This is a genomic window from Exiguobacterium sp. USCH10, from assembly GCF_037619445.1.
In the GTDB taxonomy this organism is placed as follows: Bacteria; Bacillota; Bacilli; order Exiguobacteriales; family Exiguobacteriaceae; genus Exiguobacterium; species Exiguobacterium aestuarii_A.
Genome location: NZ_JAQPZO010000001.1, coordinates 519,248 through 544,260 on the forward strand (window position 1 = coordinate 519,248; position 25,013 = coordinate 544,260).

The 25,013-nt window shown below is 49.8% G+C and carries 25 protein-coding genes; 11 read left to right on the forward strand and 14 right to left on the reverse strand.

The window, feature by feature from the left end:
- Positions 1-23: 23 nt before the first annotated feature.
- Together PQI28_RS02635 and PQI28_RS02640 are read right to left on the reverse strand one after the other, a co-directional pair.
- Entirely contained in the window at positions 24-938 is a 915-nt protein-coding gene (locus PQI28_RS02635) for a CAP domain-containing protein (protein WP_224860315.1), read from the reverse strand.
- A gap of 13 nt (positions 939-951) precedes the next feature.
- Positions 952-1,404 carry a MarR family winged helix-turn-helix transcriptional regulator gene (locus PQI28_RS02640; RefSeq protein WP_339962465.1) on the reverse strand — a complete coding sequence of 151 codons (453 nt, stop codon included), beginning with the start codon at positions 1,402-1,404 and terminating at the stop codon, positions 952-954.
- A gap of 117 nt (positions 1,405-1,521) precedes the next feature.
- Between PQI28_RS02640 and PQI28_RS02645 the strand changes: the two genes are divergently transcribed.
- The 3 genes from PQI28_RS02645 to PQI28_RS02655 all read left to right on the forward strand — a co-directional run bounded on the left by PQI28_RS02645 (position 1,522) and on the right by PQI28_RS02655 (position 4,109).
- Positions 1,522-1,935, forward strand: coding sequence for an organic hydroperoxide resistance protein (locus PQI28_RS02645; protein ID WP_074032719.1), 414 nt, complete (start codon positions 1,522-1,524; stop codon positions 1,933-1,935).
- 90 nt (positions 1,936-2,025) lie between these two features.
- The gene (locus PQI28_RS02650) at positions 2,026-2,871 is read left to right on the forward strand and encodes a metallophosphoesterase (protein WP_339962466.1); all 846 of its coding nucleotides are present in this window, start codon (positions 2,026-2,028) and stop codon (positions 2,869-2,871) included.
- A gap of 98 nt (positions 2,872-2,969) precedes the next feature.
- Entirely contained in the window at positions 2,970-4,109 is a 1,140-nt protein-coding gene (locus PQI28_RS02655) for an alcohol dehydrogenase catalytic domain-containing protein (protein ID WP_339962467.1), read from the forward strand.
- 35 nt (positions 4,110-4,144) lie between these two features.
- Here the strand turns inward: PQI28_RS02655 and PQI28_RS02660 are convergent, their stop codons facing one another.
- The 3 genes from PQI28_RS02660 to abc-f form a co-directional block, all read right to left on the reverse strand.
- A complete protein-coding gene (locus PQI28_RS02660) occupies positions 4,145-5,053 on the reverse strand; it encodes a cation diffusion facilitator family transporter (RefSeq protein ID WP_339962468.1) in 909 nt (302 codons plus the stop codon).
- 108 nt (positions 5,054-5,161) lie between these two features.
- Positions 5,162-5,920 (reverse strand): hypothetical protein, encoded by a 759-nt coding sequence (locus PQI28_RS02665; protein ID WP_339962470.1) that lies wholly within the window; start codon positions 5,918-5,920, stop codon positions 5,162-5,164.
- A gap of 11 nt (positions 5,921-5,931) precedes the next feature.
- Positions 5,932-7,629: a ribosomal protection-like ABC-F family protein gene (abc-f, locus tag PQI28_RS02670; RefSeq protein ID WP_339962471.1), complete on the reverse strand. Its 1,698-nt coding sequence runs from the start codon at positions 7,627-7,629 to the stop codon at positions 5,932-5,934.
- 367 nt (positions 7,630-7,996) lie between these two features.
- Here abc-f and PQI28_RS02675 point away from each other — a divergent pair, with 367 nt between their 5' ends.
- The 3 genes from PQI28_RS02675 (at position 7,997) to PQI28_RS02685 (ending at position 10,424) form a co-directional block, all read left to right on the forward strand.
- On the forward strand, positions 7,997-8,902 hold the full coding sequence (locus PQI28_RS02675) for an MBL fold metallo-hydrolase (RefSeq protein WP_339962472.1): 906 nt from the start codon (positions 7,997-7,999) through the stop codon (positions 8,900-8,902).
- A 61-nt stretch (positions 8,903-8,963) separates the two neighbouring features.
- The gene (locus PQI28_RS02680; protein ID WP_339962473.1) at positions 8,964-9,797 is read left to right on the forward strand and encodes an aldo/keto reductase; all 834 of its coding nucleotides are present in this window, start codon (positions 8,964-8,966) and stop codon (positions 9,795-9,797) included.
- A 12-nt stretch (positions 9,798-9,809) separates the two neighbouring features.
- Entirely contained in the window at positions 9,810-10,424 is a 615-nt protein-coding gene (locus PQI28_RS02685; RefSeq protein ID WP_214747806.1) for a PH domain-containing protein, read from the forward strand.
- 43 nt (positions 10,425-10,467) lie between these two features.
- On the opposite strand, the gene PQI28_RS02690 is transcribed toward PQI28_RS02685, so the two are convergent.
- Positions 10,468-10,989: a DUF1836 domain-containing protein gene (locus PQI28_RS02690; RefSeq protein WP_339962474.1), complete on the reverse strand. Its 522-nt coding sequence runs from the start codon at positions 10,987-10,989 to the stop codon at positions 10,468-10,470.
- A 126-nt stretch (positions 10,990-11,115) separates the two neighbouring features.
- Here PQI28_RS02690 and trhA point away from each other — a divergent pair, with 126 nt between their 5' ends.
- The 3 genes from trhA to PQI28_RS02705 all read left to right on the forward strand — a co-directional run bounded on the left by trhA (position 11,116) and on the right by PQI28_RS02705 (position 13,858).
- Positions 11,116-11,760, forward strand: a complete 645-nt coding sequence (gene trhA, locus PQI28_RS02695) for a PAQR family membrane homeostasis protein TrhA (RefSeq protein ID WP_074032708.1) — start codon at positions 11,116-11,118, stop codon at positions 11,758-11,760.
- A gap of 87 nt (positions 11,761-11,847) precedes the next feature.
- Complete coding sequence (locus PQI28_RS02700; protein WP_214697332.1) at positions 11,848-12,543, forward strand: DsbA family oxidoreductase; 696 nt, start codon at positions 11,848-11,850, stop codon at positions 12,541-12,543.
- A gap of 97 nt (positions 12,544-12,640) precedes the next feature.
- On the forward strand, positions 12,641-13,858 hold the full coding sequence (locus PQI28_RS02705; RefSeq protein ID WP_339962475.1) for an MFS transporter: 1,218 nt from the start codon (positions 12,641-12,643) through the stop codon (positions 13,856-13,858).
- Between the two features lie 24 nt (positions 13,859-13,882).
- Here the strand turns inward: PQI28_RS02705 and PQI28_RS02710 are convergent, their stop codons facing one another.
- Positions 13,883-14,977, reverse strand: a complete 1,095-nt coding sequence (locus PQI28_RS02710) for an MBL fold metallo-hydrolase (RefSeq protein ID WP_339962476.1) — start codon at positions 14,975-14,977, stop codon at positions 13,883-13,885.
- Positions 14,978-15,159: 182 nt separating this feature from the next.
- Between PQI28_RS02710 and PQI28_RS02715 the strand changes: the two genes are divergently transcribed.
- Complete coding sequence (locus PQI28_RS02715; protein ID WP_339962477.1) at positions 15,160-15,882, forward strand: DUF4386 domain-containing protein; 723 nt, start codon at positions 15,160-15,162, stop codon at positions 15,880-15,882.
- Here PQI28_RS02715 and PQI28_RS02720 read toward each other — a convergent pair.
- The 4 genes from PQI28_RS02720 to PQI28_RS02735 all read right to left on the reverse strand — a co-directional run bounded on the left by PQI28_RS02720 (position 15,842) and on the right by PQI28_RS02735 (position 18,203).
- Complete coding sequence (locus PQI28_RS02720) at positions 15,842-16,435, reverse strand: Crp/Fnr family transcriptional regulator (protein ID WP_339962478.1); 594 nt, start codon at positions 16,433-16,435, stop codon at positions 15,842-15,844. The two genes, PQI28_RS02715 and PQI28_RS02720, sit on opposite strands and share 41 nt — an antisense overlap.
- Before the next feature lie 104 nt (positions 16,436-16,539).
- Complete coding sequence (locus PQI28_RS02725; protein ID WP_339962640.1) at positions 16,540-17,127, reverse strand: SCO family protein; 588 nt, start codon at positions 17,125-17,127, stop codon at positions 16,540-16,542.
- A gap of 4 nt (positions 17,128-17,131) precedes the next feature.
- Entirely contained in the window at positions 17,132-17,545 is a 414-nt protein-coding gene (locus PQI28_RS02730; RefSeq protein WP_214875237.1) for a disulfide oxidoreductase, read from the reverse strand.
- Between the two features lies 1 nt (position 17,546).
- Positions 17,547-18,203, reverse strand: coding sequence for a DsbA family protein (locus PQI28_RS02735; RefSeq protein WP_339962479.1), 657 nt, complete (start codon positions 18,201-18,203; stop codon positions 17,547-17,549).
- A gap of 123 nt (positions 18,204-18,326) precedes the next feature.
- Between PQI28_RS02735 and PQI28_RS02740 the strand changes: the two genes are divergently transcribed.
- A complete protein-coding gene (locus tag PQI28_RS02740; RefSeq protein WP_339962480.1) occupies positions 18,327-19,919 on the forward strand; it encodes a diguanylate cyclase domain-containing protein in 1,593 nt (530 codons plus the stop codon).
- Positions 19,920-19,966: 47 nt separating this feature from the next.
- Here PQI28_RS02740 and PQI28_RS02745 read toward each other — a convergent pair whose 3' ends face one another.
- The 3 genes from PQI28_RS02745 to PQI28_RS02755 form a co-directional block, all read right to left on the reverse strand.
- Positions 19,967-20,641: a DUF6241 domain-containing protein gene (locus tag PQI28_RS02745; RefSeq protein WP_339962481.1), complete on the reverse strand. Its 675-nt coding sequence runs from the start codon at positions 20,639-20,641 to the stop codon at positions 19,967-19,969.
- 145 nt (positions 20,642-20,786) lie between these two features.
- Positions 20,787-22,061: a 2-oxoglutarate dehydrogenase complex dihydrolipoyllysine-residue succinyltransferase gene (odhB, locus tag PQI28_RS02750; protein WP_214696050.1), complete on the reverse strand. Its 1,275-nt coding sequence runs from the start codon at positions 22,059-22,061 to the stop codon at positions 20,787-20,789.
- Between the two features lie 18 nt (positions 22,062-22,079).
- The gene (locus PQI28_RS02755; RefSeq protein ID WP_339962482.1) at positions 22,080-24,932 is read right to left on the reverse strand and encodes a 2-oxoglutarate dehydrogenase E1 component; all 2,853 of its coding nucleotides are present in this window, start codon (positions 24,930-24,932) and stop codon (positions 22,080-22,082) included.
- Between the last annotated feature and the right edge of the window lie 81 nt (positions 24,933-25,013).

Here is a 25,013-nt window from a genome sequence, read left to right on the forward strand (position 1 = left end):
GGCTCCGGGAAGGAGTCATCCTTTTAACGTGGTGTAATGAAATTAATCGTGTAGAACGGACTGTTCTCATCATTATAGGCGAGTCCGACGGCAGCATGACTGAATCGAGGTTGCATGATGTTCTCACGATGCCCCTTCGAATTCATCAGCCCCCAATGCGCATGGAAGACGCTCATCTGTCCCATGGCCAAATTCTCTCCGGCCATCGAGTACGACAGTCCCGCTTCATCCATTCGGTCGAACGGGTCACGTCCTTCCGGGTCTGTGTGACTGAAGAAGTCGTTCTCCGCCATGTTCTGACTGTGCGCCCGAACGACCGGATAGAGTGGCTCGTAGTCGGCGAGCGCACTCAAGTCATATTTTTCACGGTCCCAGTTCATCAAGATCCGCATCAACTGTTCGTTTGCGACGGTCCCTTCCGCGGAAATGTCACCGTAGTAACCGTCACTCGCCTCTTCCACACGGCGATCAACCGACAAGACCCCTTTCAAACGGTCGTCGTCATGTTGGTCGAAGAAGAGCGTGACATATTGTCCATCAATCGCAAACACCGAAAAGGATGGATCGTCCGGGATCAGGTAGCGATTCAATCCTTTGTTGTAAGACGTCACTTTCTCAAAGCCGATCTCCTCGACTTGGTCACGTGTCGTCTCATCGAGCACGAGACCGCGATACGTGCTTTCGGTCTCGAACTGATAAAATCCTTTTTTGGCGCCGTCCTCGTCAATGAGTTCAAGGCCACGATCTCCGCCACGTTCGACAAGGTACCAATCATGCCCGGCATATTGGCTCGTAAACTTCGGTGCATCCGTCGCACGTTCCGTCGCCACCTCAGACTCCACTTGAATGCTCGTCGGGGCAGAGACGTTCGGCATTTCATATTGCCAAGCCATATACAATCCAATCCCCATCAAGAGGATGATCAATTTTCGAAACATGGCTCCTCCTTCCTTACTGCTCGCGCTGACGCTCTCCGAAATCATGAAGTCTCTCTTTGATATCGGTGAGCATCCCCATGTATGCGACATATGTCGCTTCGTCTATATTTAGCATACCACTGACTTGTAACGGCACATCGGCTGCCTGCTCACGCAATGCGCTACCACGATCGGTCAAACGGACGACGATTTTACGCTCATCGTCTGTCGCCCTACTCTTTTCGACATACCCGATTTGAATCAATCGTTTCACGAGCGGGGACAATGTGCCCGAGTCGAGTGTCAGCCTCATTCCGAGCTGACGCAAATCGATGCCATCCTCTTCCCATAAGACGAGCATGACCAGATACTGACTATATGTCAGGTTTAGCGGTTCTAAAATTGGGCGATATAAACGGGTAAGCTCTTTTGAAGCGGTATACAATTGAAAGCATATTTGGTGTTCAAGTTTTAATGTTTGTTCCATACGTAATCCTCCGTACTCTTCTTTAGCCAAGCATATCACTTGCGAAACTTTTTGACTGCTCTATAATTTAAATTGTGCACAACTTAATTGTTTAAAATGAAATGGAGGAATTGAATCATGAAATCACTATTCACAGCATCAGCAACTGCAATCGGTGGCCGCGAAGGTCATGTGAAATCAACAGACGGCGTCATCGACATGGACGTCTCAATGCCAGGCGCGAAACACGTCGACGGTGCGACAAACCCGGAACAACTTTTCGCAGCGGGATATGCGGCTTGCTTCGGTAGTGCCCTCAACCTCATCATCGGAAAAGAACGTGTGAAGACAGACGGATCGAGCGTCACAGGTCATGTCACATTGAACCAAAACGATGAAGGGTTCTTCATTTCAGTCGAGCTTGAAGTCGAAATCAAAGGTGTCGACCAAGCGACAGCAGAACGCCTCGTTGAAGAAGCACACCAAGTGTGCCCTTATTCAAAAGCGACGCGCGGCAATGTCGATGTGAAATTGACAGCCAAAGCAGCATAATCATCCATCCCGCTCGTAGGAGCGGGATTTTTTTTGCTTCCCCCTACGTGTCGGGGTAAGATAGAGGCACAATGAAGGGAGGGAGCCGTGATGAAGAAACATAAATCGACGTTCGTGTTTGTCGCGCTCGGTATCTTGCTGTTCACGGCGACGTATAATGCGCTGACCGTTCAGACGTACGACGTGCCGTCTGACAAGCTGTCAGCGGATGAATCGCTTCGCATCGTGCTTCTCTCTGACTTACATAGCGCCTCGTACGGTTATAAGCAATCGATTTTAATCGATCAAGTCCGGGCCCAAAAGCCGGATCTGATCGCCCTGCCGGGGGACTTGCTCGACCGCTATCGTTCTCCTGAACCTGCTTTCGAGCTCGTCGAGGGACTCGCAGGCATTGCGCCGATGTATTTCGTAACTGGGAATCATGAGATTGATGACTCCGCCGACTACATTCGTCATGATGCCAAGAATGTATTTCGTTCTCACGGGGTGACCGTTCTCGAAAACGAATGGGAGCCGATCACCGTCAATGGGGTCAATCTCGTCATCGGTGGATTAGAAGATCCGTTACGAACATATAACGAAAATATTTATGGGAGTTGGGAAACTGACGTCGCGACGGCAATGCAAGACGTGGATCCGGACGAGACGTTTAACTTATTACTTTCCCACCGCGCCGAGGAAGTTGACACGTATGCCGACTTACCTTTCGACCTCGTCTTGTCCGGTCATGCCCACGGCGGACAAGTGAGGATCCCATATTTATTGAACGGTTTATTCGCCCCTGACCAAGGATTTTTCCCGAAATATGCAGGCGGTCTTTATGAACACGAGTCGTTCACCCACGTAATCGGACGGGGATTCAATTATAGTTTCAACGTACCGCGCATTTTCAATCCACCAGAGATTGTGGTGATTGATGTGCACGGAAAAAAATAATTCCTTGATTTTTTGTATATTGCTTCACTTTTTTTAAAGAAGGGTAAAGAAACTTTGTTGTCATCAACCCGTCTTTGTAAAAGAAGGAGATGTTAAATATGCGCGCCGTAACATATCAAGGAGCTAAGAAGATTCAAGTAAAAGATGTGAAAGATCCTGAGATCGAAAACCGTGAAGAAATTATTGTAAAGATTACTTCTACGGCTATTTGTGGATCAGACCTTCATATCTACCAAGGGAATATGCCTACTCGCCATGGATTCATCATAGGTCATGAACCGATGGGGATTGTCGAAGAAACCGGACCTGGTGTAACAAAGGTCAAAAAAGGCGATCGAGTCGTACTTCCATTTAACGTATCTTGTGGTCACTGTTTTTATTGTACGAATGAGATGGAGAGCCAGTGTGATAATTCTAATCACGCTCCACATACAGATGCTGGTGGCCTGTTCGGATATACTGAGCAATTCGGTGATCACCCTGGCGGACAAGCAGAATTTTTAAAGGTTCCTTACGGCAATTTTATGCCACTTGTTATTCCTGAATCGTGTGAACTTGAAGATGAAGCGCTTCTCTTTTTATCTGACGTAATTCCTACCGCTTGGTGGAGTCTAGATAATGCCGGTATGAAAGCAGGTGACACTGTGGTCGTCCTTGGTTCCGGTCCTGTCGGGTTAATGACACAAAAATTGGCCTGGGTACGTGGTGCCAAGCGGGTTATTGCTGTGGACCCTGAACTTTATCGATTAAATCGGGCCAAACTCTCAAACAAAGTCGAAACAGTTCTCTTAAAAGACCCGACGGAAACAGGGAAATATATTTATGAAATAACTGGTGGCGGAGCAGATGTAGTCGTCGACTGTGTGGGAATTGACGGAAAAAAATCTCCTATTGAAAAAATAGAACAGAAACTTATGATTCAAGGTGGAACACTTAGCGCAATCAAAGTAGCGAAAGAAGCTGTTCGTAAATTCGGGGTCGTCCAACTCACGGGCGTTTACCCAATGAATTATAACCAATTTCCGATGGGGGACTTTTTCACTCGTAACGTCACTTTAAAAACTGGTCAAGCACCTGTGATTCACTACATGCCCGAGCTGTTTCAGATGATTGTGGATAAAAAGTTCGATCCGACCGACATCATTACGCATCGCCTCTCCCTTGAGGAAGCCGCTAACGCCTATCACTTATTTAACGAACATTTAGATGACTGCGTTAAGGTGGTCTTGAAACCATAAGAAAGTGGTGTCAGTGAAAACTGACACCACTTTTTTTACCAAATGATTCGTTCCTCGCAACATTGTCGCTCACGTTCGACCTGTACCGTCGAGCGCTCGAACGTCCCATATTTACGAATCCGTTCCGTCACTTGACGTAACACGGCCTGGTCGTCCGTGTCTTCTCCAATCAACACATGGCACGTCGCCGCATGCTCACTCGATGAGATTGACCAGACATGCAGGTCGTGTACTTCTTTCACCCCTTCGACTGTGGCAATCTCGGCTTGCATCGCCCGGACATCGATTTGTTCCGGTGACCCTTCCATCAAAATATGAATCGCATCGCGCGTCACGCGATAGCCGCTAATCAAGATGAGGATAGCAACAAACGCACTCGCGACCGGGTCCGCCCACGTCCATCCGAACAACATGATTAAGAGTGCTGCCGTGATGGCACCGACCGATCCGAGTAAGTCTCCGAACACGTGAAGCAACGCACTCTTCACATTCAAATTATCTTTTTCTCCGCGCATCAAAATCCAAGCGGCGAGGATATTGACGAGTAGTCCGATGATGGCGACCACGAGCATTCCCCCACTCAAAATTTCCGGTGGGGCACTCAAGCGCTGATATGCCTCAATTAAGATATAGATCGAGATGACGAGTAAGGTCAGCCCGTTAATGAATGCCGCTAAAATTTCAAAGCGTCGATATCCAAACGTCCGGTTCGGTGTCGCCGCCTTCGCCCCGAATCGGACAGCTAGGAAACTGAGTCCTAAAGCCGCCGCATCCCCGAGCATATGCCCCGCATCGGATAAAAGTGCCAAACTGTTCGTCCATAGTCCGCCGATAAACTCTACGACCATGAACGTCGCAATCAACAGAAAAGCGAGGAACAGCGCACGCTGATTCGTGGAATGATGATGGTGATGGTGATGGTCGTGATCATGATGATGTCCCATAACTGACGCCTCCTTCTCCTTCTTATCTTATTCCATTTCCCCATAACATTCAAACGTTAATTTGAATGAAAAACATAAGAAAACGGGAGATTCCTCTCCCGTCTTGTCTCACTTGTGCTCGAGACGCACGCGCATCACACCGCTGTATGGGAACAGCTTCAATTGAACCGTCTCCCCTTCGTACCAAATCCCAGTTGTTTGTTCGTTCGTCGGTGTCACGTCAGGCGTCACGACTGCCTGACGGTCCCAATCGACGGCACGCACTTTTTGGTCCCGTACCATCAAGAAGAATCCATCATAGAAATGATATTCGTTCACTTGGTCACGCTGAACGGCAGTCGGGCTACCGAGTTCGGCGCGTACGGTCGCCACATCTTTGCCGATCCAATCAAGGACGGTCTCCGAAGCGCTCGGGACGACTTGTTGCCATGCGGCGATCACGTCATCATCCGACAAGGCCGGAGCTTCTGTCGTCACACTCTCTTCCGTGACCCACCCCGTCATGCGCTCATTCAACTGTACTTTCACGAAGCCACTGACCGTCTCCAAACGTTCGAAACGATCACCGAGGTCGGCCTCATAGACGACTGCGACACGGTCATCTGCATAGACTTTCGTATACGGTTGCCCGATATAGATTGTATCGGCAGACTCGGTTTCGGTATCGGTCGGTTGTTCCGACTCGGAATCGACCATCTCGGTCGCAATCTCATCTGATTTCGGTAAAGCAGACTTTTCTTTTTTGTCGATCAGTGCCGCGAACGCGATGATCCCGACCAAAGCGAGGACCAAGGCTACCGCAGTCGTGACCCGGAACACTCGTTTACGCTTTCGTGTCGTCGCGCGCGACAATCTTCCTCCATTCATGTTCTTCACTCCTACTCGATTCGATTCATTCCACTCGTTTCGTCAAATGGTAGGAGGTTTCCTGCCTCATCAAAAAATTTCAAGTCGTGTTTTGTCAATTCGTCCATCGTTTGCATCATCTGCTCGACATCTACCGGTTCATCGTTCTCCATATTCTCACGAATACGAATCGTTTTACCGAGCTCGAGCGTCCGCGAGGTCAAGCGATGGAAATAACGGTCATGAGTAATGAGAAGCAATCCACCCGGGTAAACGTCTAACGCCGTCTCGATTTGTTCCCGTGTCGCCACATCTAAATAGTTCGTCGGTTCGTCGAGTGCCAACAGATGCGCATCGGAGAAATAGAGAATCAGGAAGGCAATCCGACACTTCTCGCCCATACTCGCCTCGTTGATCGGTCGATGCACCTCATCCCGACGGAACAAAAAGTGAGCCAGCAGCGTCCGAGCCTCCGTCTCCCCAATGTCACTCTGGGCGAGTAACGCATCGAGCAATGTCCCCGTCTTCGGTAAACGTTCGAGCGTTTGCGAGAAATACCCGATCTTCAGACGAGGATGCCGCTTGATCACACCAGAAAGCGGTGCTCGTTCACCAATCAGCACACTCAATAACGTCGTCTTTCCGCTTCCGTTCGGTCCGATGATGGAGAGACGTTCTCCTTTTTGAATCGAGAAGGAAATCGGTTCATAGAACGGCTTGTCGTATCCAAACGTCACCTCTTCACACGTCAGCCACGTCTTCGCTTCGAGCTCATTGGCCGCAAATTGGACGGAGATGGTCTTCTCTTCTTTAGGCTTTCGTGGACGGTTGTCTTCAAGCTGTTTTAACTTCTGTTCCCTCGCCTTCATTTTGACAGCGAGATTGGCCGCTCCTTTTTGAGCCCCCGGACTGCGGACACTGGCTGTCGCTTTCGCCTTCAAGTGCCAGCCTTTGTATTGGGCAATCATATCGAGCAATTCTGTTTTGCGGCTAACGTAGCGGGCATGGGCTCGCTCGTCACGCAGACGTTCATCCTCTTTTTGACGTCGATACGCCGTATAGTTTCCCGGATATCTGGTGACTTCCCCATCCGACAGTTCGAGGATGACCGTCGCAACATCATCCATCAGTTGACGGTCGTGGGAGATGATCAGCACCGTTCCCTCGAATCGGTTCAGCCATTTCGTGAGCCAGTCAATCGACTCGACATCCAGATGGTTCGTCGGCTCGTCGAGTAGGACGACGTCGATCTGCTTCATCGTCAACGTCGAGAGCTGTGCCCGCGTCTTCTCTCCCCCGCTCAAATCGTTGATGTTTTGGTCGAATTGACCGTCCAACCCGAGTCGGGTCAACGCTTGCGTCGCCTCTTGCTCCAAGTTATACACATCGAGTGCGAGCGCTCGTTCATAGGAACGCATGACTCGCATCTCATCACCAGACGACACCTCTTCATAAAGGGCGTACCGTTCAGGATCGCTCCGCATCACCCACTCGAGTAGTGGCATACCTTCGGATTCGATCGTTTGCCGGACGAGCCCGACTTCACCGTGACATTCAATCGCCCCGGCTTGTGGCGTCAATTCCCCTGTTACGAGTCGGAAGAGTGTCGTCTTCCCACTTCCGTTCAGCCCGAATAACACAGCGCGTTCTCCGGCTACGACCTCAAACGAGACCGCTTCAAATAATGGTTTCCGGTCGTAATCGAACCGGACTTGTTTCATAGCTAACATCTGTTTCACCTCGCTCATTTTTCCGATACGCGATGAAACAAAAAACACCATCCGCTCAAAGTGCGGTGGTGTGAAGGAATCCGTTCAAAGAGGAAAGAAGATGCTTCCCGCACTTGAAAAATGGACACACTTCACCCGTGACTGTTCAAGCGAACAGTGATGATTCGTCTCATCGTTGGAGTGAACATGTTTTTTTCATGGCACGGTGTACCTCTCTTTCCTAAGTTACTGCCACCTTATCAAATTGAAAGCGGATTCGCAAGAGCGCACCCCACAATCTCCCATTTTTTCTACTCCTTTAGGCGGATGCGATACACTCTTTCCCGCGTTATGATGACAGTATATTCGAACAGTGAGGTGATGCATGATGCGTCGACGCATCCTCGTTCCGAGTGCCGTCTTGGCGAGCGTCGGAACGTTTCTTTATACACGATTCAAACGACGGCTTCCCCGCCCACGTTTTAAATGGCCGGAACGTCCAGAGCTGATAACCATCGATGAGACGCATGTGCAAGCGACGTGGATTGGCCATTCGACCGTCCTCATCCATTGGTATGGACTCAAAATTTTGACGGACCCCGTCTTCTCTAAACGAATCGGTGTCCATTTAGGACCGCTGACAATCGGAATGAAACGTCACACGGCCCCCGCTCTCTCCATCGAGGATGTCGGACCGGTTGACGTCATCCTGCTCAGTCACGCCCATATGGACCACTTTGACCATAAAAGTTTAAAACGACTCATCACCCGCGAGACGATCGTCGTCTCCGCTCCAGGGACGAGTCGCCTGCTCCGTCGATACCCGAGCCTGCAAACGCTCGAACTGCATCCGCATGACAAAGTGACTTTGGCGAACGGACTCGATGTCCGGGCCATCCCCGTCAAGCATTGGGGCAACCGTTTCCCATGGGACAAACATATGGGCTATAACGGCTATCTCCTCAAATACAAAGGGATCCGCATGCTGTTTGCGGGAGACACGGCGTACACCGACTCCTTCAAAGGGCTCGCTGACCGTGAACCAATTGACCTCGCGTTCTTCCCAATCGGCGCTTACCAACCGGACTCGTTCCAAGAGGCGCACTGTACCCCCGAACAGGCTTGGATGATGTACAAAGAGAGCGGGGCGAAGCGCTTCTTCCCGATGCATTGGGACACGTTCGTCCTCTCTTATGAGCCAGTCGAGGAGCCGTATCATCGGCTCGTCGCGGCCGCAAAACTGGACCGTGACCAAATTGTGATCAAGTCGCACGGGGAAAGCATCCGCCTATAGTTTTTCCTTTCCCTTCATGCAAAATTTCGGTAACGTTAAAGACGAGAGGGAGGGATTTGTTATGGAATGGACGACGTTAAATAATGACGTCAAGATGCCGATGCTCGGGCTCGGTGTGTATAAGGTCGAAGACGGCGCAGTGACGGTCGATACGGTCAAAGCTGCGCTTGAAGCGGAATATCGTTTGATTGATACGGCCGCGATTTATCAAAACGAAGAAAGTGTCGGGCAAGCGCTTCGTGAAGCAGGCATTCCTCGGGAGGATGTGTTTGTGACGACGAAGCTTTGGAATGAGTTCCACGGGTTCGATGAGGCGCTCCAAGCGTTTCAGGATAGTCTCGACCGACTCGGTCTTGAGTATGTCGATTTGTTCCTCATCCACTGGCCGATGCCACGTTTCGGGAAGTTCGTCGAAACGTATAAGGCACTCGAACAGTTATACGAAGAAGAACGTGTCCGTGCAATTGGCGTCTCGAACTTTGAAGTCGAGCACTTAGAACAAATCATTCAGTCGTGCTCAATCGTCCCGGCCGTGAACCAGGTCGAGATCCATCCGTATTTGTCTCAAAAGGAATTGATTGCTTTCTGCAAACGATATGACATTCAAATTCAGGCGTGGAGTCCACTCATGAAAGGACGCGAAGCGCTCGAAGACGACACGATTGTCGAGATTGCGAACCGTCACGGCAAGTCACCGGCTCAAGTCATCTTGCGCTGGCACTTACAAAACGGGGTCGCCGTCATCCCGAAATCGGTGACACCGAGTCGAATTAAAGAGAATATACAGGTATTCGACTTCACGTTGACGAAAGAAGAGATGGCGGCGATCGATGCGCTCAACCGTGATGAGCGGACCGGCTCCGACCCGAAAGAGATGCATAAAATCCATTATTGAGGAGTGAATGACATGTTCAAAAAACTGGCTTCTGATTTGACTGGCTTTAGCGACATCGGTGAGGTGATCGATCCGTCCGACTTCGATAAGGCGGATGCGGATGATTACGTCCTTCACGAAGACAATGAAAAGATTTATTTCTTGATCAAGTCGAAATCAGATGAGTATTGTTTCACCAACTTGTCGATGATCCACCTCGATGGAACGAGCGCCATCAGTTCGAAGCGCGTCCTCTATCGTTATCCGTATTCACATTATCCGATCAAGCACGTCATGTTTGAGACGGCGGGTACGGTCGACCTCGATGTCGAAGTCAAATTCTCAATCGGCGACAAAGCGTACTCGATCGACATCAACAAAAAGCAAATCGAGCATGTGAAAGATTTGTATAAGGCACTTCTCGCGATCGAAGAGATTCAACGGGAAGGTCGTCGCATGATGGAGTATGCGAACACGTCGCTCACACACTCGGTGTCGATTTTGAGCGGGCTCCGCGAAGGCGACATGAACGTACCGAACACGTTCAAGGAATTGAACGAGCAATCGTTCGATTGGCTACAACGTCACTATCATGAATGGAACCGAAAAGACTTCGGAGCGGTATACGAGAAGTACATCAATAACTAAAAAACAACTCCTCCGTGGGGCATTCGCCCTCGGAGGAGTTGTTTTATTTCTCATCATCAATCAACTGTTCGGCCAATCGTTGATACAAGTGGCTCATGTGTACGGCAGACGCAATGGCGAGCGACCGTTGGATACCATTCTCTTTTTCGACCGATGTGCTCAAAAGCGTGTCTGCCTGCGTTTCAAACGCTTCTAAATTCTTCACTTTCTGCGCTTGATACGCTTCATAAAAATCCTCGAGTGAGAACGTCTCGTCCGACTCGTTCAACGGTCGGAGCGTCTCTTTGATGTCATTGATCGACAGGAGACCTTTCATCTCATAAATCAAACTGAGTAACATCAGATGTTCGTTCGTATACTTTTTATTTTTGACAGGATGGAACAACTTGCCCTTGGCGTAGTTGTTGATCATCGTCTTCGTCAAAATCGTCTCATCCTCGACCCGCTTCATCTTCCCATAATGCTGCTCGAACAATTGGATGACCTGGTCCATGTATAAATCGACAGTCGGCAATACGTCCCTCGGGAGCGTCCCTTCCGTTTCGGTAATATTTTTCGCTTTCATCCGTCTCACCTCACCTTCAAGTATAAAGAAAACTCTCATTTGTCGAAAGGTACACCTTGCTGTTTGTTCCTCTTCAGTATATCATGTAGTTATCGATACTACATGATGTGATAAGGAGTGTTTTACATGAATTCGATTTTCCGTGAACCAATCAACGCGCTAACGCATCTCGCTGGTGCGGTACTCGCTTTCATTGCGCTGATTGCGATGGTCGTCAAAGCTTCATTACTTGGCTCGCCGCTTGCGATTATGGCTGCGATTTTATTCGGGATCAGCCTCGTCTTTCTTTACTTATCGTCAGGTCTTTACCATAGCATCATCGCCTCACCGAACGTCATCGCCTTCTTCCGGAGAATCGACCATGCGATGATTTACGCATTGATTGCGGGTACATATGCGCCGCTCACGCTACTCGCGCTCGAGGGACCGACACGCTGGGTCCTCTTCGGTACCGTACACGCACTCGCCTTGTTCGGCATCGTCTTCAAACTCGTCTGGTTCCATGCCCCACGTTTCTTATCGACCGCGCTCTACATCGGGATGGGCTGGCTGTCCGTCTTCTTTATCGGACCGCTCCATGACGTGATTGGTAACGCCGGCATCTTCTGGCTCGTCCTCGGGGGCGTCATGTATACGATTGGTGGGCTCATCTACGGGTTCAAGCCAAAATTCGTCAATTGGCGGGGATGGGGATTCCATGAAGTGTTCCATTTGTTCATTTTGTTCGGAAGCTTTGCCCACTTCGTCTGCGTCTTCTGGTACGTCTTTTAAGTCCTCCTCGTGGAGGGCTTTTTTTGTGAGCCGTTTCCTGTACTTTGAATTCAAGATTTCCTACACTAAGGACAGGAGGGATTCATGATGAAAATTGAAGTATGGTCAGATTATGTCTGCCCGTTTTGTTATATCGGGAAGCGTCGTCTAGAAGAGGCGCTCGAACAGTTCCCACAGGCAGACCAAGTAGAAGTCGAATTCAAGAGTTTCGAGCTCGACCCGAACGCGCCGACGAACGATTCACGTACCATTTATGAGGCACTCGCGACGAAATATCGTATGCCGATTGAGCAAGCAAAAGGCACGACGGCACAAGTCGCGGCTCAAGCCCGCGAAGTCGGACTCGATTACGACTTTGAGAACATGGTCGTCACCGGTACGCTCGACTCGCATCGTTTGACGCATTATGCGAAGACGGTCGGGAAAGAAAAAGAATTGTCGGAAGCGTTGCTTCAGGCTTACTTTGTCGATGCCAAACACATCGGGAACCACGATGTCCTGCTTGAAATCGCGACAAGCGTGGGGCTCGACCATGACGCTGTCCGTGACGTCTTGACGACTGACGTGTATACCGAAGATGTTCGTGCCGAAGAGAAACGCGCAAGCGATCTTGGAATCACAGGTGTGCCGTTCTTCGTATTCGACAACAAATACGGGGTATCTGGTGCTCAACCGACTGAAGCGTTCACGCAAGTGCTCGAAAAAGTCTGGTCTGAGAATAACCCGACAATACAAGTCCTTTCAAACGGTGCGACGTGCACCGACGATAACTGTGATATTTGATTGATGAAGAAGCCGAGGTTCGGCTTCTTTTTTGTGGTATTCTTCACCCTACTACTTGATAATAGTGATTAGCATATAAGAATCGAGGACTACATCTATGTGGAAAAATCGGAACGTCTGGATCATCTTGACGGGCGAATTCGTCGCCGGTCTTGGTCTGTGGCTCGGCATCATCGGAAACCTAGAATTCATGCAAGACCGCGTCCCATCTGACTTTGTGAAGGCGGTCATTCTCGCAATTGGCTTACTCGCCGGAGTCGCCATCGGTCCGCTCGCGGGGCGCTTGACCGACCAAGGCTCTAAGAAAAATATCATGCTCATCTCGAGCATCGTCCGAGCGCTCAGTGTGCTCTTCATGTTCGTTGCCATCGAGACGAATTCGGTCGTGTGGATGGTCGTCTTTTTGATCATTTTACAAGGGTCAGCGGCTTTTTACTTCCCTGCCCTACAGGCAGCAATTCCGCTCATTGTGAAAGAGCGGGAACTTCTCGCCTTGAACGGTGTCCATATGAACGTTTCGACGTTATCACGCGTCATCGGGACGGCGATTGCCGGTGTCTTATTGACGCTCATCTCGCTACGTAACGTCTATGCGCTCTCGCTCGTCGCCTATCTGTTGCTTGCGGTCGCGACGCTCTTCTTAAAGCTAGATGAATCGAAGACACCGTCCGCGAAAAAGATCGATGCGAAGGCGTCGAGCGGCTTCAAAGATGTCTTCCCAATCATCAAATCAATCCCGGTCATCTTCATGACACTCGTCATGACGCTCATCCCGCTCCTCTTTATCGGAGGGTTCAACTTGCTCGTCATCAACATCAGTGAGTTGCAGGATTCGACAGCGATCAAAGGATGGATTTATACGGCCGAAGGACTCGCCTTCATGACAGGTGCCTTCATGATCAAACGGATTGGCGAAAAATTCTCAGCGTTCTCGATTCTATTCTCGTTCTCGTTTTTGATCGGTGTCGCACAACTGATGCTGTATTTCGCAGACATCCCGTTCATGTCGATCGCGGCGTTCGTCGTATTCGGTTTCTCGGTCGGTTGCTTCTTCCCGACGGCGGTCACGATTTTCCAGACACGGATGCCGAAAGAATATCACGGGCGCTTCTTCTCGTTCCGAAACATGCTCGACCGGATTATCTTCCAAGTCGTCCTTCTCGTGACAGGGTTCTTCCTCGACTTGATCGGACTTCAGCTCATGGTCGTTTTGTTTGGAGTCAGTTCGATTGCGATGACAGCCGCGTTCCTCGTCTATACGCGTAAACACAAACTGCATATCGAAGAAGACTCTGCTGAGAAGATATCCTCTTAACAAAAAAACAAGCGATGACCGATGTCATCGCTTGTTTGCGTCTTCGAGTTCTCGCCACCATGTCGTCGTATCATTCCGACCGTCGAGTGTGATCCGCTCCCCAATCTTCGGAGTGAGGACAACTTCTTTCGGTAAGAGGGACGCCATCTGTTCCGCCGGGTCAAACCAATCGTGGAACGACAGCGTGAACGCACCCCAATGGATTGGCATCATCTGGTCGGCGCATAAATCGTGAAATGCTTGCGCTGTCTCTTCCGGCTGCATATGGACGTCTGGCCAGCGCACGTCATATTGTCCGCATTCGAGTGCGGCGAAATCGAACGGTCCGTACTGTTCACCAATCATCTTGAAGTGCGGCGCGTAGCCGCTGTCCCCGCTGAAGAAGAGCCGGTCTGTCTCGCCGAGGACGACCCATGACGCCCATAACGTGCTGTTGCGGTCCGTCAACGAGCGACCGGAGAAATGACGTGCCGGCGTACAGATGAACGTCCAATTCCCGAACGTGTACGACTCGTTCCAATCTCGCTCCACGATTCGCTCTGCACCGACACCCCATCGTTTCAAATGACTCCCTACCCCGAGCGGCGCGATGAACATGGCGACCTTGTCTTTAATCGCAAGGATCGTCCCATAGTCGAGATGGTCGTAATGGTCATGCGTCAACAAGACGACATCAATTTCAGGCAAGTCCTCGAGGTCGAACGGCAAGTCTTCACTGAAACGCTCATTTTTGGCAAACGGAAGCGGCGATGGGCTGCGTCCGAACATCGGGTCGACGAGCATCGTCTTCCCGTCCATTTGAACCATGAGCGCCGAATGACCGAGCCAGTAAATTCTCGTGAAGCTCGAACCCGTCTTCTCCTCAAAATCGATCGGCACGATTGGTAGCCGTTCGCTCGGCTTACGAAGCGACGTCACGTCACGATAGTCACGAGCCATCGACACCATATCCTCTGCGGAAAAGTTCATCGGTGTCTCGTATTGATTACGGAATTTTCCGTTGACCTGGTTCGGGGATTGAATTGATTTCGGTTTTCGTCCAAGTGGTTTGTACTGTGTCAGAATCGTCCCGGTGACGGCCGCCATTCCGACTAATGAGAGCAACATCGTCTTTTTCATCTAGATCCTCTTTTCTACAAGTTCGTTGAATTGATTATAACGTGCACGTCTCTATCTGATATCGGTTAGTATGCAGATTCACTCATCTTTCAAAAAATGGCGTGCTCTTGACTTAAGTCAATGTGCACCTGCTCCCATCCTTTTATGATGGAGACAAGATCATTCGAAAGGAGTTTTTTCTCATGAACCATTCATCTGTCCGTTCACAACGGCGTGCCGCGCTTTGGTCTGGAATCGCACTCGTCCTCATGGCACTCGTCGCCTTTTTCGCGCAAGGCTACGTCTACCAATCACTCGTCATCGAAAATGAGGCGATGACAACGTATGAAAACTTAGTCAGTCATCCGACGCTGTTCCGTTTTGGTATCATCGGCTGGGGGATCATTGTCTTGCTAGACCTGATTGTCACCTACGGACTATATCGTTTCTTCAAACCGTTTCATACTACATTCGCCTTACTTGTCGGGACACTTCGCTTCCTCTATACGCTCATTCTCGCCTTCGCCGTTTTACGTCTCGTTGAAGCCGAACGTCTCCTCGATACTTCCACTTCAGCTAGACAAGTGTATGAAACGGTCACGTCATTTGAAACCATTTGGTCGCTTGGCTTGATCGTGTTCGGTCTTCACCTCATCGCAGTCGGATGGATTGCGATGCGGACCCAATTCATTCCAAGAACGATTGGCATCTTACTCGTCGTCGCCGGCTTCAGTTATACGATTGTTCATGCCCTTTACCAATTCCCCACGCTTGAAAGCATGACGACTCGACTCGAGCTCACCCTCATGCTTCCGATGTTCGTCGGCGAGTTGGCCTTTGCCGTATGGTTGCTCGTAAAAGGAAGAACACTTCCTATACATGATGTCACTCGACAATCCGCAGGTGACGCGTCGCCCGCTTCTTGATCCGGCTGAGTGACTCCGGTGTGATGCCGAGATAGCTCGCCAGTTGATATTGTGGGACCCGGTGAACCAAGTCGGGTCTCTTCTCCATCATGGTCTGATACCGTTCCTCCGGTGTGGATGACATGAACGAGGCGAAAGTATCCCGCATCGTTCCCATATCTTCTTGCATCATGTCACGCGTCATCGCCTCAAGGACAGGATTCTCCTCGTATTGTTTCTGCTCTGTCGCAAGGTCTCCGACGACGAGGCAACATTCCTCTATACACGCTAACGAATACGGTGATCGTCCATCTGCATGATGTTTCGTCAATATGGTAATACTCTGTTCTTCCGTGATGAAATCGACAGTGTGCTCGTTCCCGTCTTCGTCGACTTTATATTGACGAATGCAGCCACTCAGTACGAAATAGCATTTAGTCGGGACGTCTCCTTGATGCAAGAGAATCTTCCCTTTCGGAAACGTGGCAATTGGTACATCCGCTACCAACCGCTCACACTCGTCGTCACTCAAATCTGTAAACCGTTTCATGTATCGAATCAAGACGTCTTTCATCCCGTCCACCCCTTTTCAAGGAAATCGATTTAGTCCCTCAAGTATAGCAGGTTTCATCAATCAAAAAGACCTGCCCCCACTGCTTTGGTGGGACAGGTCTTCAGTTAAGATTTTTGTAAGATTTTAATGTCGTTGATGATGTCTTCTGTCGGGACGTCTTGGAAACCAGGATACGCTTTGATAATTTTCCCTTCCTGGTCGACCAAATAGAAGTACGTCGCGTGGTCGACTTGTGTACCTTCTTCCGGCTTCCGGACGAGCGCTTTGAAGTTTTCTTGGGCGAACGTCTCAATCTCGTCTTGCGAGTAGCCCGACAAGAACTGCCAGTCCGCTTTCGCAAGGTCATAGCCACTCATGAATTCTTTCATCTTCTCCGGAGTGTCCACGGTCGGGTCAACACTGAACGAGACGAATTGCACATCTTCGACGCCCTCTTCTTCGAGCGCTCCATTCAGCTTCGTCATGTTGTACGTCATTGGCGGACAGACCGTCTCACAGCTCGTGAAGACGAAGTCTGCCATCCACACTTTCCCTTTTAAATCGTCGAGACTGACCATCTCTTCTTCTTGGTTCATGTATTCGAACGATTCGACTTCCCAGTTGAGCGGGTCCTCAATTTCTTGTCCGCATCCTGCTAGGACGATGAGCATCGTCATCAAACTACCGATCCACCATTTCTTCACACGTTCCAACTCCTTATCGCTTTTTGACATTCCACATGACGATGGTGATGAGCGTGAAAGCCGTCAATGCGAGGAACGGAATCGTGATGAATCCGAACCAGTTGATGTATTGACCGCTGCACGGAACACCTTGTGCACAAGGCTGAATTTCAGCAAATCCTGGCACTTTTTGTACCAAGTAATGGTAAAGTGAAACAATACCGCCTATGATAGTAAGCGGTAACACATATTTTCGTACCGCTCGATCGTCCGTGAAGACGGCAATTCCTAGGATAATCGTCAGCGGATACATAAAGATGCGTTGAATCCAGCAAAGCTCACATGGCACGAACTCCCGAATCTCACTGAAATAGAGACTCCCGAGTGTCGCCGTCAACGCGACGAGCCAAGCGAGATACAATCCATATTTTTCGAAAAATGACTTCATCTTATAGATCCTGCTCGATCAACTGTTGGATTTGTTCGTAGTCGAACGGGTCCTCGAGCATCACACCGTTAATCATGATTGAAGGTGTGAATTGAACACCGTTCTCTTTCACAAGCCCGTCGTCCGTGCTGACTTTTTCGAGCACGGTCGAGTTTTCACCGAGGTCTTGTTCAAGTTGTGCCAAGTCGACCGATGTCGTCTCACCTGCGATTTCTTTCAACTTCTCGACTGTCACCCATGCGTTGTCGTGTTGTTGTGAAGCCGGTTGCGCGTCATAGAGCGCTTTATGGAACTTCCAGAACGATTCAGGGTCTTGCTCGTACACCGACTCGGAAGCGAGGGATGCCAAAATCGATTCTTGTCCGTGGAACAAGACGTTAATATAGCTGAAGCTGACATCTTCCTTGTCGAGATAATCCGCTTTCAGTTGCGGATAGATCGTTTCGCCCCACTGTTTACACGATGGACATTTATAATCTCCGAACTCGACAACCGAGACTTTCGCGTCCGAGTCTCCGAGTGTCGGTTGTCCCTCGATTGACACGTGATCGCCTCGGTCGGCCGTTTTCGGCTCATCTTGATTGAGCAAGACGAACACCAATGCAATCAATGCGACCGCGACGACGGTCATGATGACCAACCATTGATTCTTTTTCATTCTCTTCACCTCTATTTATTTTTCGACTCGTCTTTCATTATAGCGGAAGCTCTTTCACCTATCATGTGTTCGACTCGTTTTTCATAATTGTCTTTATTTCAAGCTTTAGGAGGTTTTTCTCGCATGATCAAGTCTTTTACGATGCGCCTCGGTCTCATTTTGGCGCTCAGCATCGCCACGCTCGTCTTTTTACTGACGATTGCACTCACCTCCCTGATCAGTCATCGGGCATCTGATTCGCTCGAACAAGAAATCGGGGAACGTCTCTCGACGACATCACATCAATTGGCGGACAAACTCGACTTTTATATGTGGTCACGCTATCAAGAAGTCCAACTCTTACAAGGGCTCGACCTAGAAGACCCGGACGCGACACGACGACTGCTCAATCAAGTTCAGTCGAACATTCCGGCATTCTCTTGGATGGGTGTCACGGATGCGGAAGGGACTGTCGTTGCTTCCACGAACGGCATACTCGAAGAAGCATCCATCGCCGAGCGTCCGGTGTATCTCGAAGCGAAAGAAGCACCTTTCATCGGTGACGTCCACGAGGCGGTCCTTTTAGCTGAACTGTTACCGAATCCGACGGGAGAACCGCTCCAATTCGTCGACATCAGTGTCCCCCTATTTCAAGACGGGACATTTCAAGGGGTGCTTGCCACTCACTTGAGTTGGGCATGGGGAAAAGAAGTACTCGGACATTTTAATCGGACACTCCATGAGCAAGTCGATGATACGGATTTGTTCGTCGTCAGTGAGCGAGACAACGTGGTGCTCCTCGGCCCAAACGATCTAGTCGGAAAACCACTCCCTGTGTCGTTTACGGAAGGAGCTTCCGTGAAAGAATGGGAGGATGGACAGGACTATCTGACGGGGATGTCGATTGGGGAAGGGTATGATGAATATCCTGGACTCGGTTGGCGTGTCGTCGTCCGTCAACCGGCAGCCGTCGCGTTCGCACCGGTCGAGGCGTTAGAAACGAGAATTCTATGGATTGGTCTCTTCGCATCGCTTGTGACGGCCGTCCTCGGTTGGTTACTCGCTTCCGTCGTGACGAGACCGTTGAAACGATTTACTGAGACGGCTTCGCTTATGAAGCAAGGAAAAGTAGATAAATTTCCACATCAGTCCGGAATTAAAGAGATTGAGTCCCTCGCATTCGCATTGGAATCGCTCGTCACATCCCTCACAGAGTCAGAATCGGAACGGGTGCACTTTGAGCTCCTTGCGAACCGCGACGCGCTGACCGGTCTCTCGAACCGTGTGGCCTTACGTGAGCAGTTGAATCAACTGCACACTTCGAAAGAGCCATACGTTTTCTTTTATATCGACCTCGATGGGTTCAAGGCGGTAAACGATACATACGGTCACGCGGTCGGCGATGAATTGTTAGTCGAAGTCGCACGGCGGCTCCGAACACTTACAATCGATGACATCTATCCGGTCCGTTTGAGCGGGGATGAATTCTTCCTCATGTTCCCAAGACATGAACGTTCAATTCAGGATATTCAAGAAATCGGGACATCCATCATCGATACGCTCTCACAACCTGTGATGCTCGACCTCATCTCAGTGACGGTTGGGGCAAGCATCGGCGCATCGATTTGGTCGCCAGCCGAACCTCCACATGTCGCCATCGAACAAGCGGACGACGCCTTATATCGGTCAAAAGCGAGTGGGAAAAAGCGGCTTTCGTTCCATGAGTCGTTCGAATGATGATTGACACCAATACGAAAAGGAGTTCTTGATGAACTCCTTTTTGCTTACTCTTCTGTTTCCGTATTTACGTCTTCCTGCTTGTCTTCCTCTTCTGGCATCGGCTCTAGGTCCATCGTATACACGTATTCCTCACCGAAGTTATTCAAGATGAACAGTTCTTCTTCCGCGCGTGTCGCGAGTCCGTTCGAAAATCCGATGACGGCGTACATCTCCTCTAGAAGAAGATCTTGTTCTTTGTCAATCTCATCAAAGATGGCTTGTTCCCATCGTTCGATGATTTGACCGAGTTGACGATAATCTTCGGACTTTATTTTATTCTTGTCCCGTAGCAACTCTAAATAGTCGCGGACCTCTTTCAGATTGTCATGCGTCATCGGGATGGCACCCGCTTTTTCCGTCGCCAGAATCTTTTGGTGCGTCATCAGATGCATCGCTTCAACGAGATTTCCTTTGTTCAATTTCTTCGGTTCGTCAAAGACGAGTCCTGTCGTCTCCTGCGGATTAATTCGACGCGTCACGTTTTGACGCTGTCCGAGCGGGTCTTCTTCTTTAATGATGTCAATCAATTCAAGTGCTCGTTCATACTCTTCTTCCGTCAAATTGTCCCGATCAAGCTCACTTTGATTCGGCCCCATCCAATACTGATAGAATGCATATGTAGCAATGACCACTATTACTAAGACAAGTCCCATCCAAGGAAACCATTTTTTCCATTTCATTTACCATTCAAGCCCTTTTAATGATTCTCTCCATCAAGGATAACATATATACCTTGCTAAAAATTCCAATAAAAGGTTTTTACTCATGACCTTAAACAAAAAAGTACCCGCCTCCTGATATCGGAGCGGGTACTTCCTCTGTATCTTATGCCTCGAACAACAATTGTTCTGGATCTTCAATCATCTCTTTGATGTGCTTGAGGAATGTTACAGCCTCACGACCATCTACGATTCGGTGGTCATACGAGAGTGCGACATACATCATCGGACGGTTTTCCATCGTGTCCGCGTCGATTGCGACTGGGCGGAGTTGAATCGAGTGCATTCCAAGGATAGCAACTTGTGGTCCGTTCAAGATTGGTGTTGAAAGAAGTGAACCGAACACGCCACCGTTTGTGATCGTGAACGTACCACCAGTGAGGTCACTCAAACCAAGCTTGTTGTTACGCGCTTTATCCGCAAGGTGAAGAATGTCCTTCTCGATTTCACCAAAGTTTTTACGATCCGCTTCACGGACGACAGGGACGACGAGACCGTCTGGCGCCGATACGGCAATCCCGATATCGTAGTACTTCTTCAAGACGATTTCATTCCCTTGGATTTCAGCGTTCAAGTAAGGCATGCGCTTAAGAGCCGCGACCGCTGCTTTCGTGAAGAATGACATGAAGCCGAGTTTGACATCATTGTCTTTCACGAACTTCTCTTGGCGACGTTTACGAAGTGCCATGACTGCCGACATATCGATTTCGTTGAACGTTGTGAGCATTGCTGCCGTCTGTTGCACTTCTACGAGACGGTTGGCAATCGTTTGACGACGACGTGTCATCTTGATGCGCTCTTCTTCTTTCCCACTTGCCGCCGGTTGTGGTGCTGGAGCTGCGGCAGCTGGTTTTTGCTCTTTCACAGCTGGTTTGTCTTCATGTTTTGAAACGTCATGGACATTGATGCGTCCCATCGGATCGTTCGTTTGAACAGCTGAGAGGTCGATCCCTTTCTCACGAGCGAGCTTGCGTGCAGCAGGTGTTGCGATTGGCCCTTTACCCGGGCTCGCGACGTGCTCTTCACGTTTCTCTACTTTCTTGCCTTCTTCAACAGACTCCGTTTTCTTCTCAGTCGGCGCTTCTGTCTTTGTTTCTGTCGCGTTTTCTGTCTTCGTCTTCGTCGCGACAGCCGTTCCGCCACCAGAACCTGAACCGAGACGTGCGATGACGTCGCCAACTTGAACCGTATCCCCTTCTCCGGCAAGTTGTTCTTCTAACACACCCGCTTCGTCAGCTGGGACTTCGATATTGACTTTATCCGTCTCGAGCTCGACGATGGCTTCCCCTTTTTCGACTTGGTCGCCTGGCTGTTTGAGCCATGTCGCGACCGTTCCTTCCGTAATGGATTCTGCTAATTCAGGTACTTTAATTTCGACCACAATGAGTTCCCCCTTAACTTATTTACGATCTTTTTGGTATGTGCTCGTGCCTGCACCGCTCGAAACGACGTCGCGAGAGAGTGCTTCACGGATGATGCGTGCTTGTTCTTGTTTATGGGCTGTCGGATTTCCTTCAGCCGGGCTCGAACGACGGCGACGACCGATGTAACGAACGTCGAGTCGGTTCGTTGTGACCGCTTCAAGGCGAGGCTCGATGTACGTCCAAGCCCCCATGTTTTTCGGTTCTTCTTGTACCCAGACGATTTCGCGCGCGTTCGGATAACGGCTGATGACGTCACGAATCTCACGTACCGGGAACGGGTAGATTTCTTCGACCCGAATGATGTGCAAGAAGTCGAGTGACTCTTCTGACTTGCCGACCGCTTCCGCGAGGTCGATCGCCATCTTCCCTGTGCAGAAGACGAGACGTTCGACTTTCTCTGCGTTCTCACCGAGACCTGGCTGTTCAACGATTGGTTTGAAGCTCTCTTCCGTGAACGCCTCGATTGGTGACGTCGCGAGTGGATGACGAAGTAGACTCTTCGGTGTCATGATGATCATCGGACGAATCTCTTCTTTGCCGAGCATCTCAGCTTGGCGACGGAGAATATGGAAGTATTGTGCCGCAGACGAAAGGTTTGCGACTGTCCAGTTTTTCTCACCGGCAAGCGTCAAGTAACGCTCCATACGTGCACTCGAGTGCTCTGGTCCTTGTCCTTCATAACCGTGTGGCAAGAGCATGACAAGCCCTGATTTTTGACCCCATTTCGCACGACCGGCCGAGATGAACTGGTCGAACATGACTTGCGCCGAGTTCGCAAAGTCACCGTACTGGGCTTCCCACAATACGAGCGTGTCTTGAGCGAATACGTTATAACCGTATTCAAATCCAAGAACTGATCCTTCTGAAAGCGGGCTGTTGTAGACAGAGAACGAAGCTTTCGCCGTCGACAGCTGATGGAGTGGTGAGAACTTCTTCCCTGACTCGACATCGTTCAACATGATGTTCCGTTGGGCGAACGTTCCGCGCTCCGAATCTTGACCGCTCAAACGAACCGGCGTACCGTCTGAAAGAATCGAAGCGAAGGCAAGCGTCTCCGCATGACCCCAGTCGATTTTACCACCTTCACCGAAAGCGTCACGGCGACGGTCGAGTACTTTTTGAAGTTTGTGGAAGACTCCGAAGCCTTCTGGCCAGTCAAGCAACTCTTCGTTCAATTGCGTGAGGAGTTCGAGTTCTACGCTTGTATCGACTTTCGGGAATCCTTTATGGACCGCGTCCGGCAAGACGATGTCAGCATCCTCTTCTTCAGAAGGAACGAGGTCGCGTGCTGCTTTAAGCGCCTCTTCGATCTTTTGCTCGATTTGTGCTTTCTCATCTTTTGTCATGACGCCTTCTGCCTCGAGTTGCTCGGCATATACGTGACGGACAGACTGATGTCCTTTGATCGCTTTATAAAGAACCGGGTTCGTATTCATCGGTTCGTCCATTTCATTGTGACCGTAACGACGATACCCAATCAAATCGACCAAGATGTCTTTATGGAACTTGGCACGATACTCACTGATCAATTTTGCGACGGCGACACATGCTTCCGGGTCGTCAGCATTCACGTGGAAGACTGGAATCTCATACCCTTTGGCGATATCACTCGCGTAACGTGTCGAACGTGAATCGTTCGGGTCCGTCGTGAAACCGATGGTGTTGTTGGCAATGACATGAACCGTTCCACCCGTACGATACCCCGTCAAGTTCGTCATGTTGAGCGTCTCCGCTACAATCCCTTGTCCTGGGAATGCCGCATCTCCGTGAATCAAGATTGAAGCTGCCAAATCATCCTGCTGGACAGCCGATCCTTTTTCAGAACGGTCATCTTGTGCGGCACGTGTGTACCCTTCGACGACAGATCCGACGAATTCAAGGTGACTCGGGTTATTTGCCAAGTTAAGACGTACTTCTTTTTGTTGTTCGACGACTTTGCGATCAAGTCCAAGGTGATATTTCACGTCGCCTGACCAACCAAAGTTGATGCCGATTGACCCTTCAGACGGAATCAATTCTTTGTTCGGTGCATGTTGGAACTCCGCAAAAATCATCTCGTATGGCTTGCCGAGTACGTGAGCGAGTACGTTCAAACGTCCACGGTGTGCCATCCCGATATTGATGTGTTCAGATCCACTCGAGATGAGTCCCCCGACCATCGCGTCGAGTAACGGCACCATCGCATCCAATCCTTCGATGGAGAAGCGTTTCTGTCCGACATACGTTTTATGCAGGAATGATTCAAACAGTTCGGTCTCAGCTAGACGTTTGAACAATTCGATCTTTTCTTCTTTTGAGAAGGTTTGTTTCAATGCGCCTTGTTCGACTTGACGGCGAATCCACTTCTTCTCTTCCATATCGTCTAGGTGACGGAGTTCGATTGCAACCGTCCCTGTATAGACGTCAAGCAAGTGACGGAATAACTCAAGGGCACTCGCATTTGGTTTCGGTGCATCGTCCGAAAGAAGACGGGCCGGAATTTGTTTTAAATCTTCTTCTGTCAAATCATAACGAGACAGTTCGAACAATTCCTGTTCACGCGGATGGTCTTTCAACGGATAAATATCCGCCGCCTTATGACCGAACGCACGGATATCGTTGACGAGACGTGTCGCCGAAACGACTTTCTCTAAGTCAAACGACGGGCCCGAGACCGGTACTTCTGTCGGTGATGATTCTGGTGCTCCGTTCTCGTCGAAGTAACGACGTGTCTCATCATCGACTGATGACGGGTCTTCCAAATATTGCTCGTACAGTTCAATGATGTAGCCTAAGTTAGGACCATAAAATGCTTGCGATTTCTCGTGAACATTCGACGACTCTCCCATTGAATAAATCCCCCTTATCCATTCCTAAACGTTCAATCTGTGAACGCTTTCATTTTAACATGTAGCCCGAAGCAGTTCACT

What these genes read in the sequence shown, in the direction of transcription:
- PQI28_RS02635 (WP_224860315.1), bottom strand. Translation starts at nt 938, where the DNA reads ATGTTTCGAAAATTGATCATCCTCTTGATGGGGATTGGATTGTATATG.
- PQI28_RS02640 (WP_339962465.1), bottom strand. Translation starts at nt 1,404, where the DNA reads ATGGAACAAACATTAAAACTTGAACACCAAATATGCTTTCAATTGTAT.
- PQI28_RS02645 (WP_074032719.1), top strand. Translation starts at nt 1,522, where the DNA reads ATGAAATCACTATTCACAGCATCAGCAACTGCAATCGGTGGCCGCGAA.
- PQI28_RS02650 (WP_339962466.1), top strand. Translation starts at nt 2,026, where the DNA reads ATGAAGAAACATAAATCGACGTTCGTGTTTGTCGCGCTCGGTATCTTG.
- PQI28_RS02655 (WP_339962467.1), top strand. Translation starts at nt 2,970, where the DNA reads ATGCGCGCCGTAACATATCAAGGAGCTAAGAAGATTCAAGTAAAAGAT.
- PQI28_RS02660 (WP_339962468.1), bottom strand. Translation starts at nt 5,053, where the DNA reads ATGGGACATCATCATGATCACGACCATCACCATCACCATCATCATTCC.
- PQI28_RS02665 (WP_339962470.1), bottom strand. Translation starts at nt 5,920, where the DNA reads ATGAATGGAGGAAGATTGTCGCGCGCGACGACACGAAAGCGTAAACGA.
- abc-f (WP_339962471.1), bottom strand. Translation starts at nt 7,629, where the DNA reads ATGTTAGCTATGAAACAAGTCCGGTTCGATTACGACCGGAAACCATTA.
- PQI28_RS02675 (WP_339962472.1), top strand. Translation starts at nt 7,997, where the DNA reads ATGCGTCGACGCATCCTCGTTCCGAGTGCCGTCTTGGCGAGCGTCGGA.
- PQI28_RS02680 (WP_339962473.1), top strand. Translation starts at nt 8,964, where the DNA reads ATGGAATGGACGACGTTAAATAATGACGTCAAGATGCCGATGCTCGGG.
- PQI28_RS02685 (WP_214747806.1), top strand. Translation starts at nt 9,810, where the DNA reads ATGTTCAAAAAACTGGCTTCTGATTTGACTGGCTTTAGCGACATCGGT.
- PQI28_RS02690 (WP_339962474.1), bottom strand. Translation starts at nt 10,989, where the DNA reads ATGAAAGCGAAAAATATTACCGAAACGGAAGGGACGCTCCCGAGGGAC.
- trhA (WP_074032708.1), top strand. Translation starts at nt 11,116, where the DNA reads ATGAATTCGATTTTCCGTGAACCAATCAACGCGCTAACGCATCTCGCT.
- PQI28_RS02700 (WP_214697332.1), top strand. Translation starts at nt 11,848, where the DNA reads ATGAAAATTGAAGTATGGTCAGATTATGTCTGCCCGTTTTGTTATATC.
- PQI28_RS02705 (WP_339962475.1), top strand. Translation starts at nt 12,641, where the DNA reads ATGTGGAAAAATCGGAACGTCTGGATCATCTTGACGGGCGAATTCGTC.
- PQI28_RS02710 (WP_339962476.1), bottom strand. Translation starts at nt 14,977, where the DNA reads ATGAAAAAGACGATGTTGCTCTCATTAGTCGGAATGGCGGCCGTCACC.
- PQI28_RS02715 (WP_339962477.1), top strand. Translation starts at nt 15,160, where the DNA reads ATGAACCATTCATCTGTCCGTTCACAACGGCGTGCCGCGCTTTGGTCT.
- PQI28_RS02720 (WP_339962478.1), bottom strand. Translation starts at nt 16,435, where the DNA reads ATGAAAGACGTCTTGATTCGATACATGAAACGGTTTACAGATTTGAGT.
- PQI28_RS02730 (WP_214875237.1), bottom strand. Translation starts at nt 17,545, where the DNA reads ATGAAGTCATTTTTCGAAAAATATGGATTGTATCTCGCTTGGCTCGTC.
- PQI28_RS02735 (WP_339962479.1), bottom strand. Translation starts at nt 18,203, where the DNA reads ATGAAAAAGAATCAATGGTTGGTCATCATGACCGTCGTCGCGGTCGCA.
- PQI28_RS02740 (WP_339962480.1), top strand. Translation starts at nt 18,327, where the DNA reads ATGATCAAGTCTTTTACGATGCGCCTCGGTCTCATTTTGGCGCTCAGC.
- PQI28_RS02745 (WP_339962481.1), bottom strand. Translation starts at nt 20,641, where the DNA reads ATGAAATGGAAAAAATGGTTTCCTTGGATGGGACTTGTCTTAGTAATA.
- PQI28_RS02755 (WP_339962482.1), bottom strand. Translation starts at nt 24,932, where the DNA reads ATGGGAGAGTCGTCGAATGTTCACGAGAAATCGCAAGCATTTTATGGT.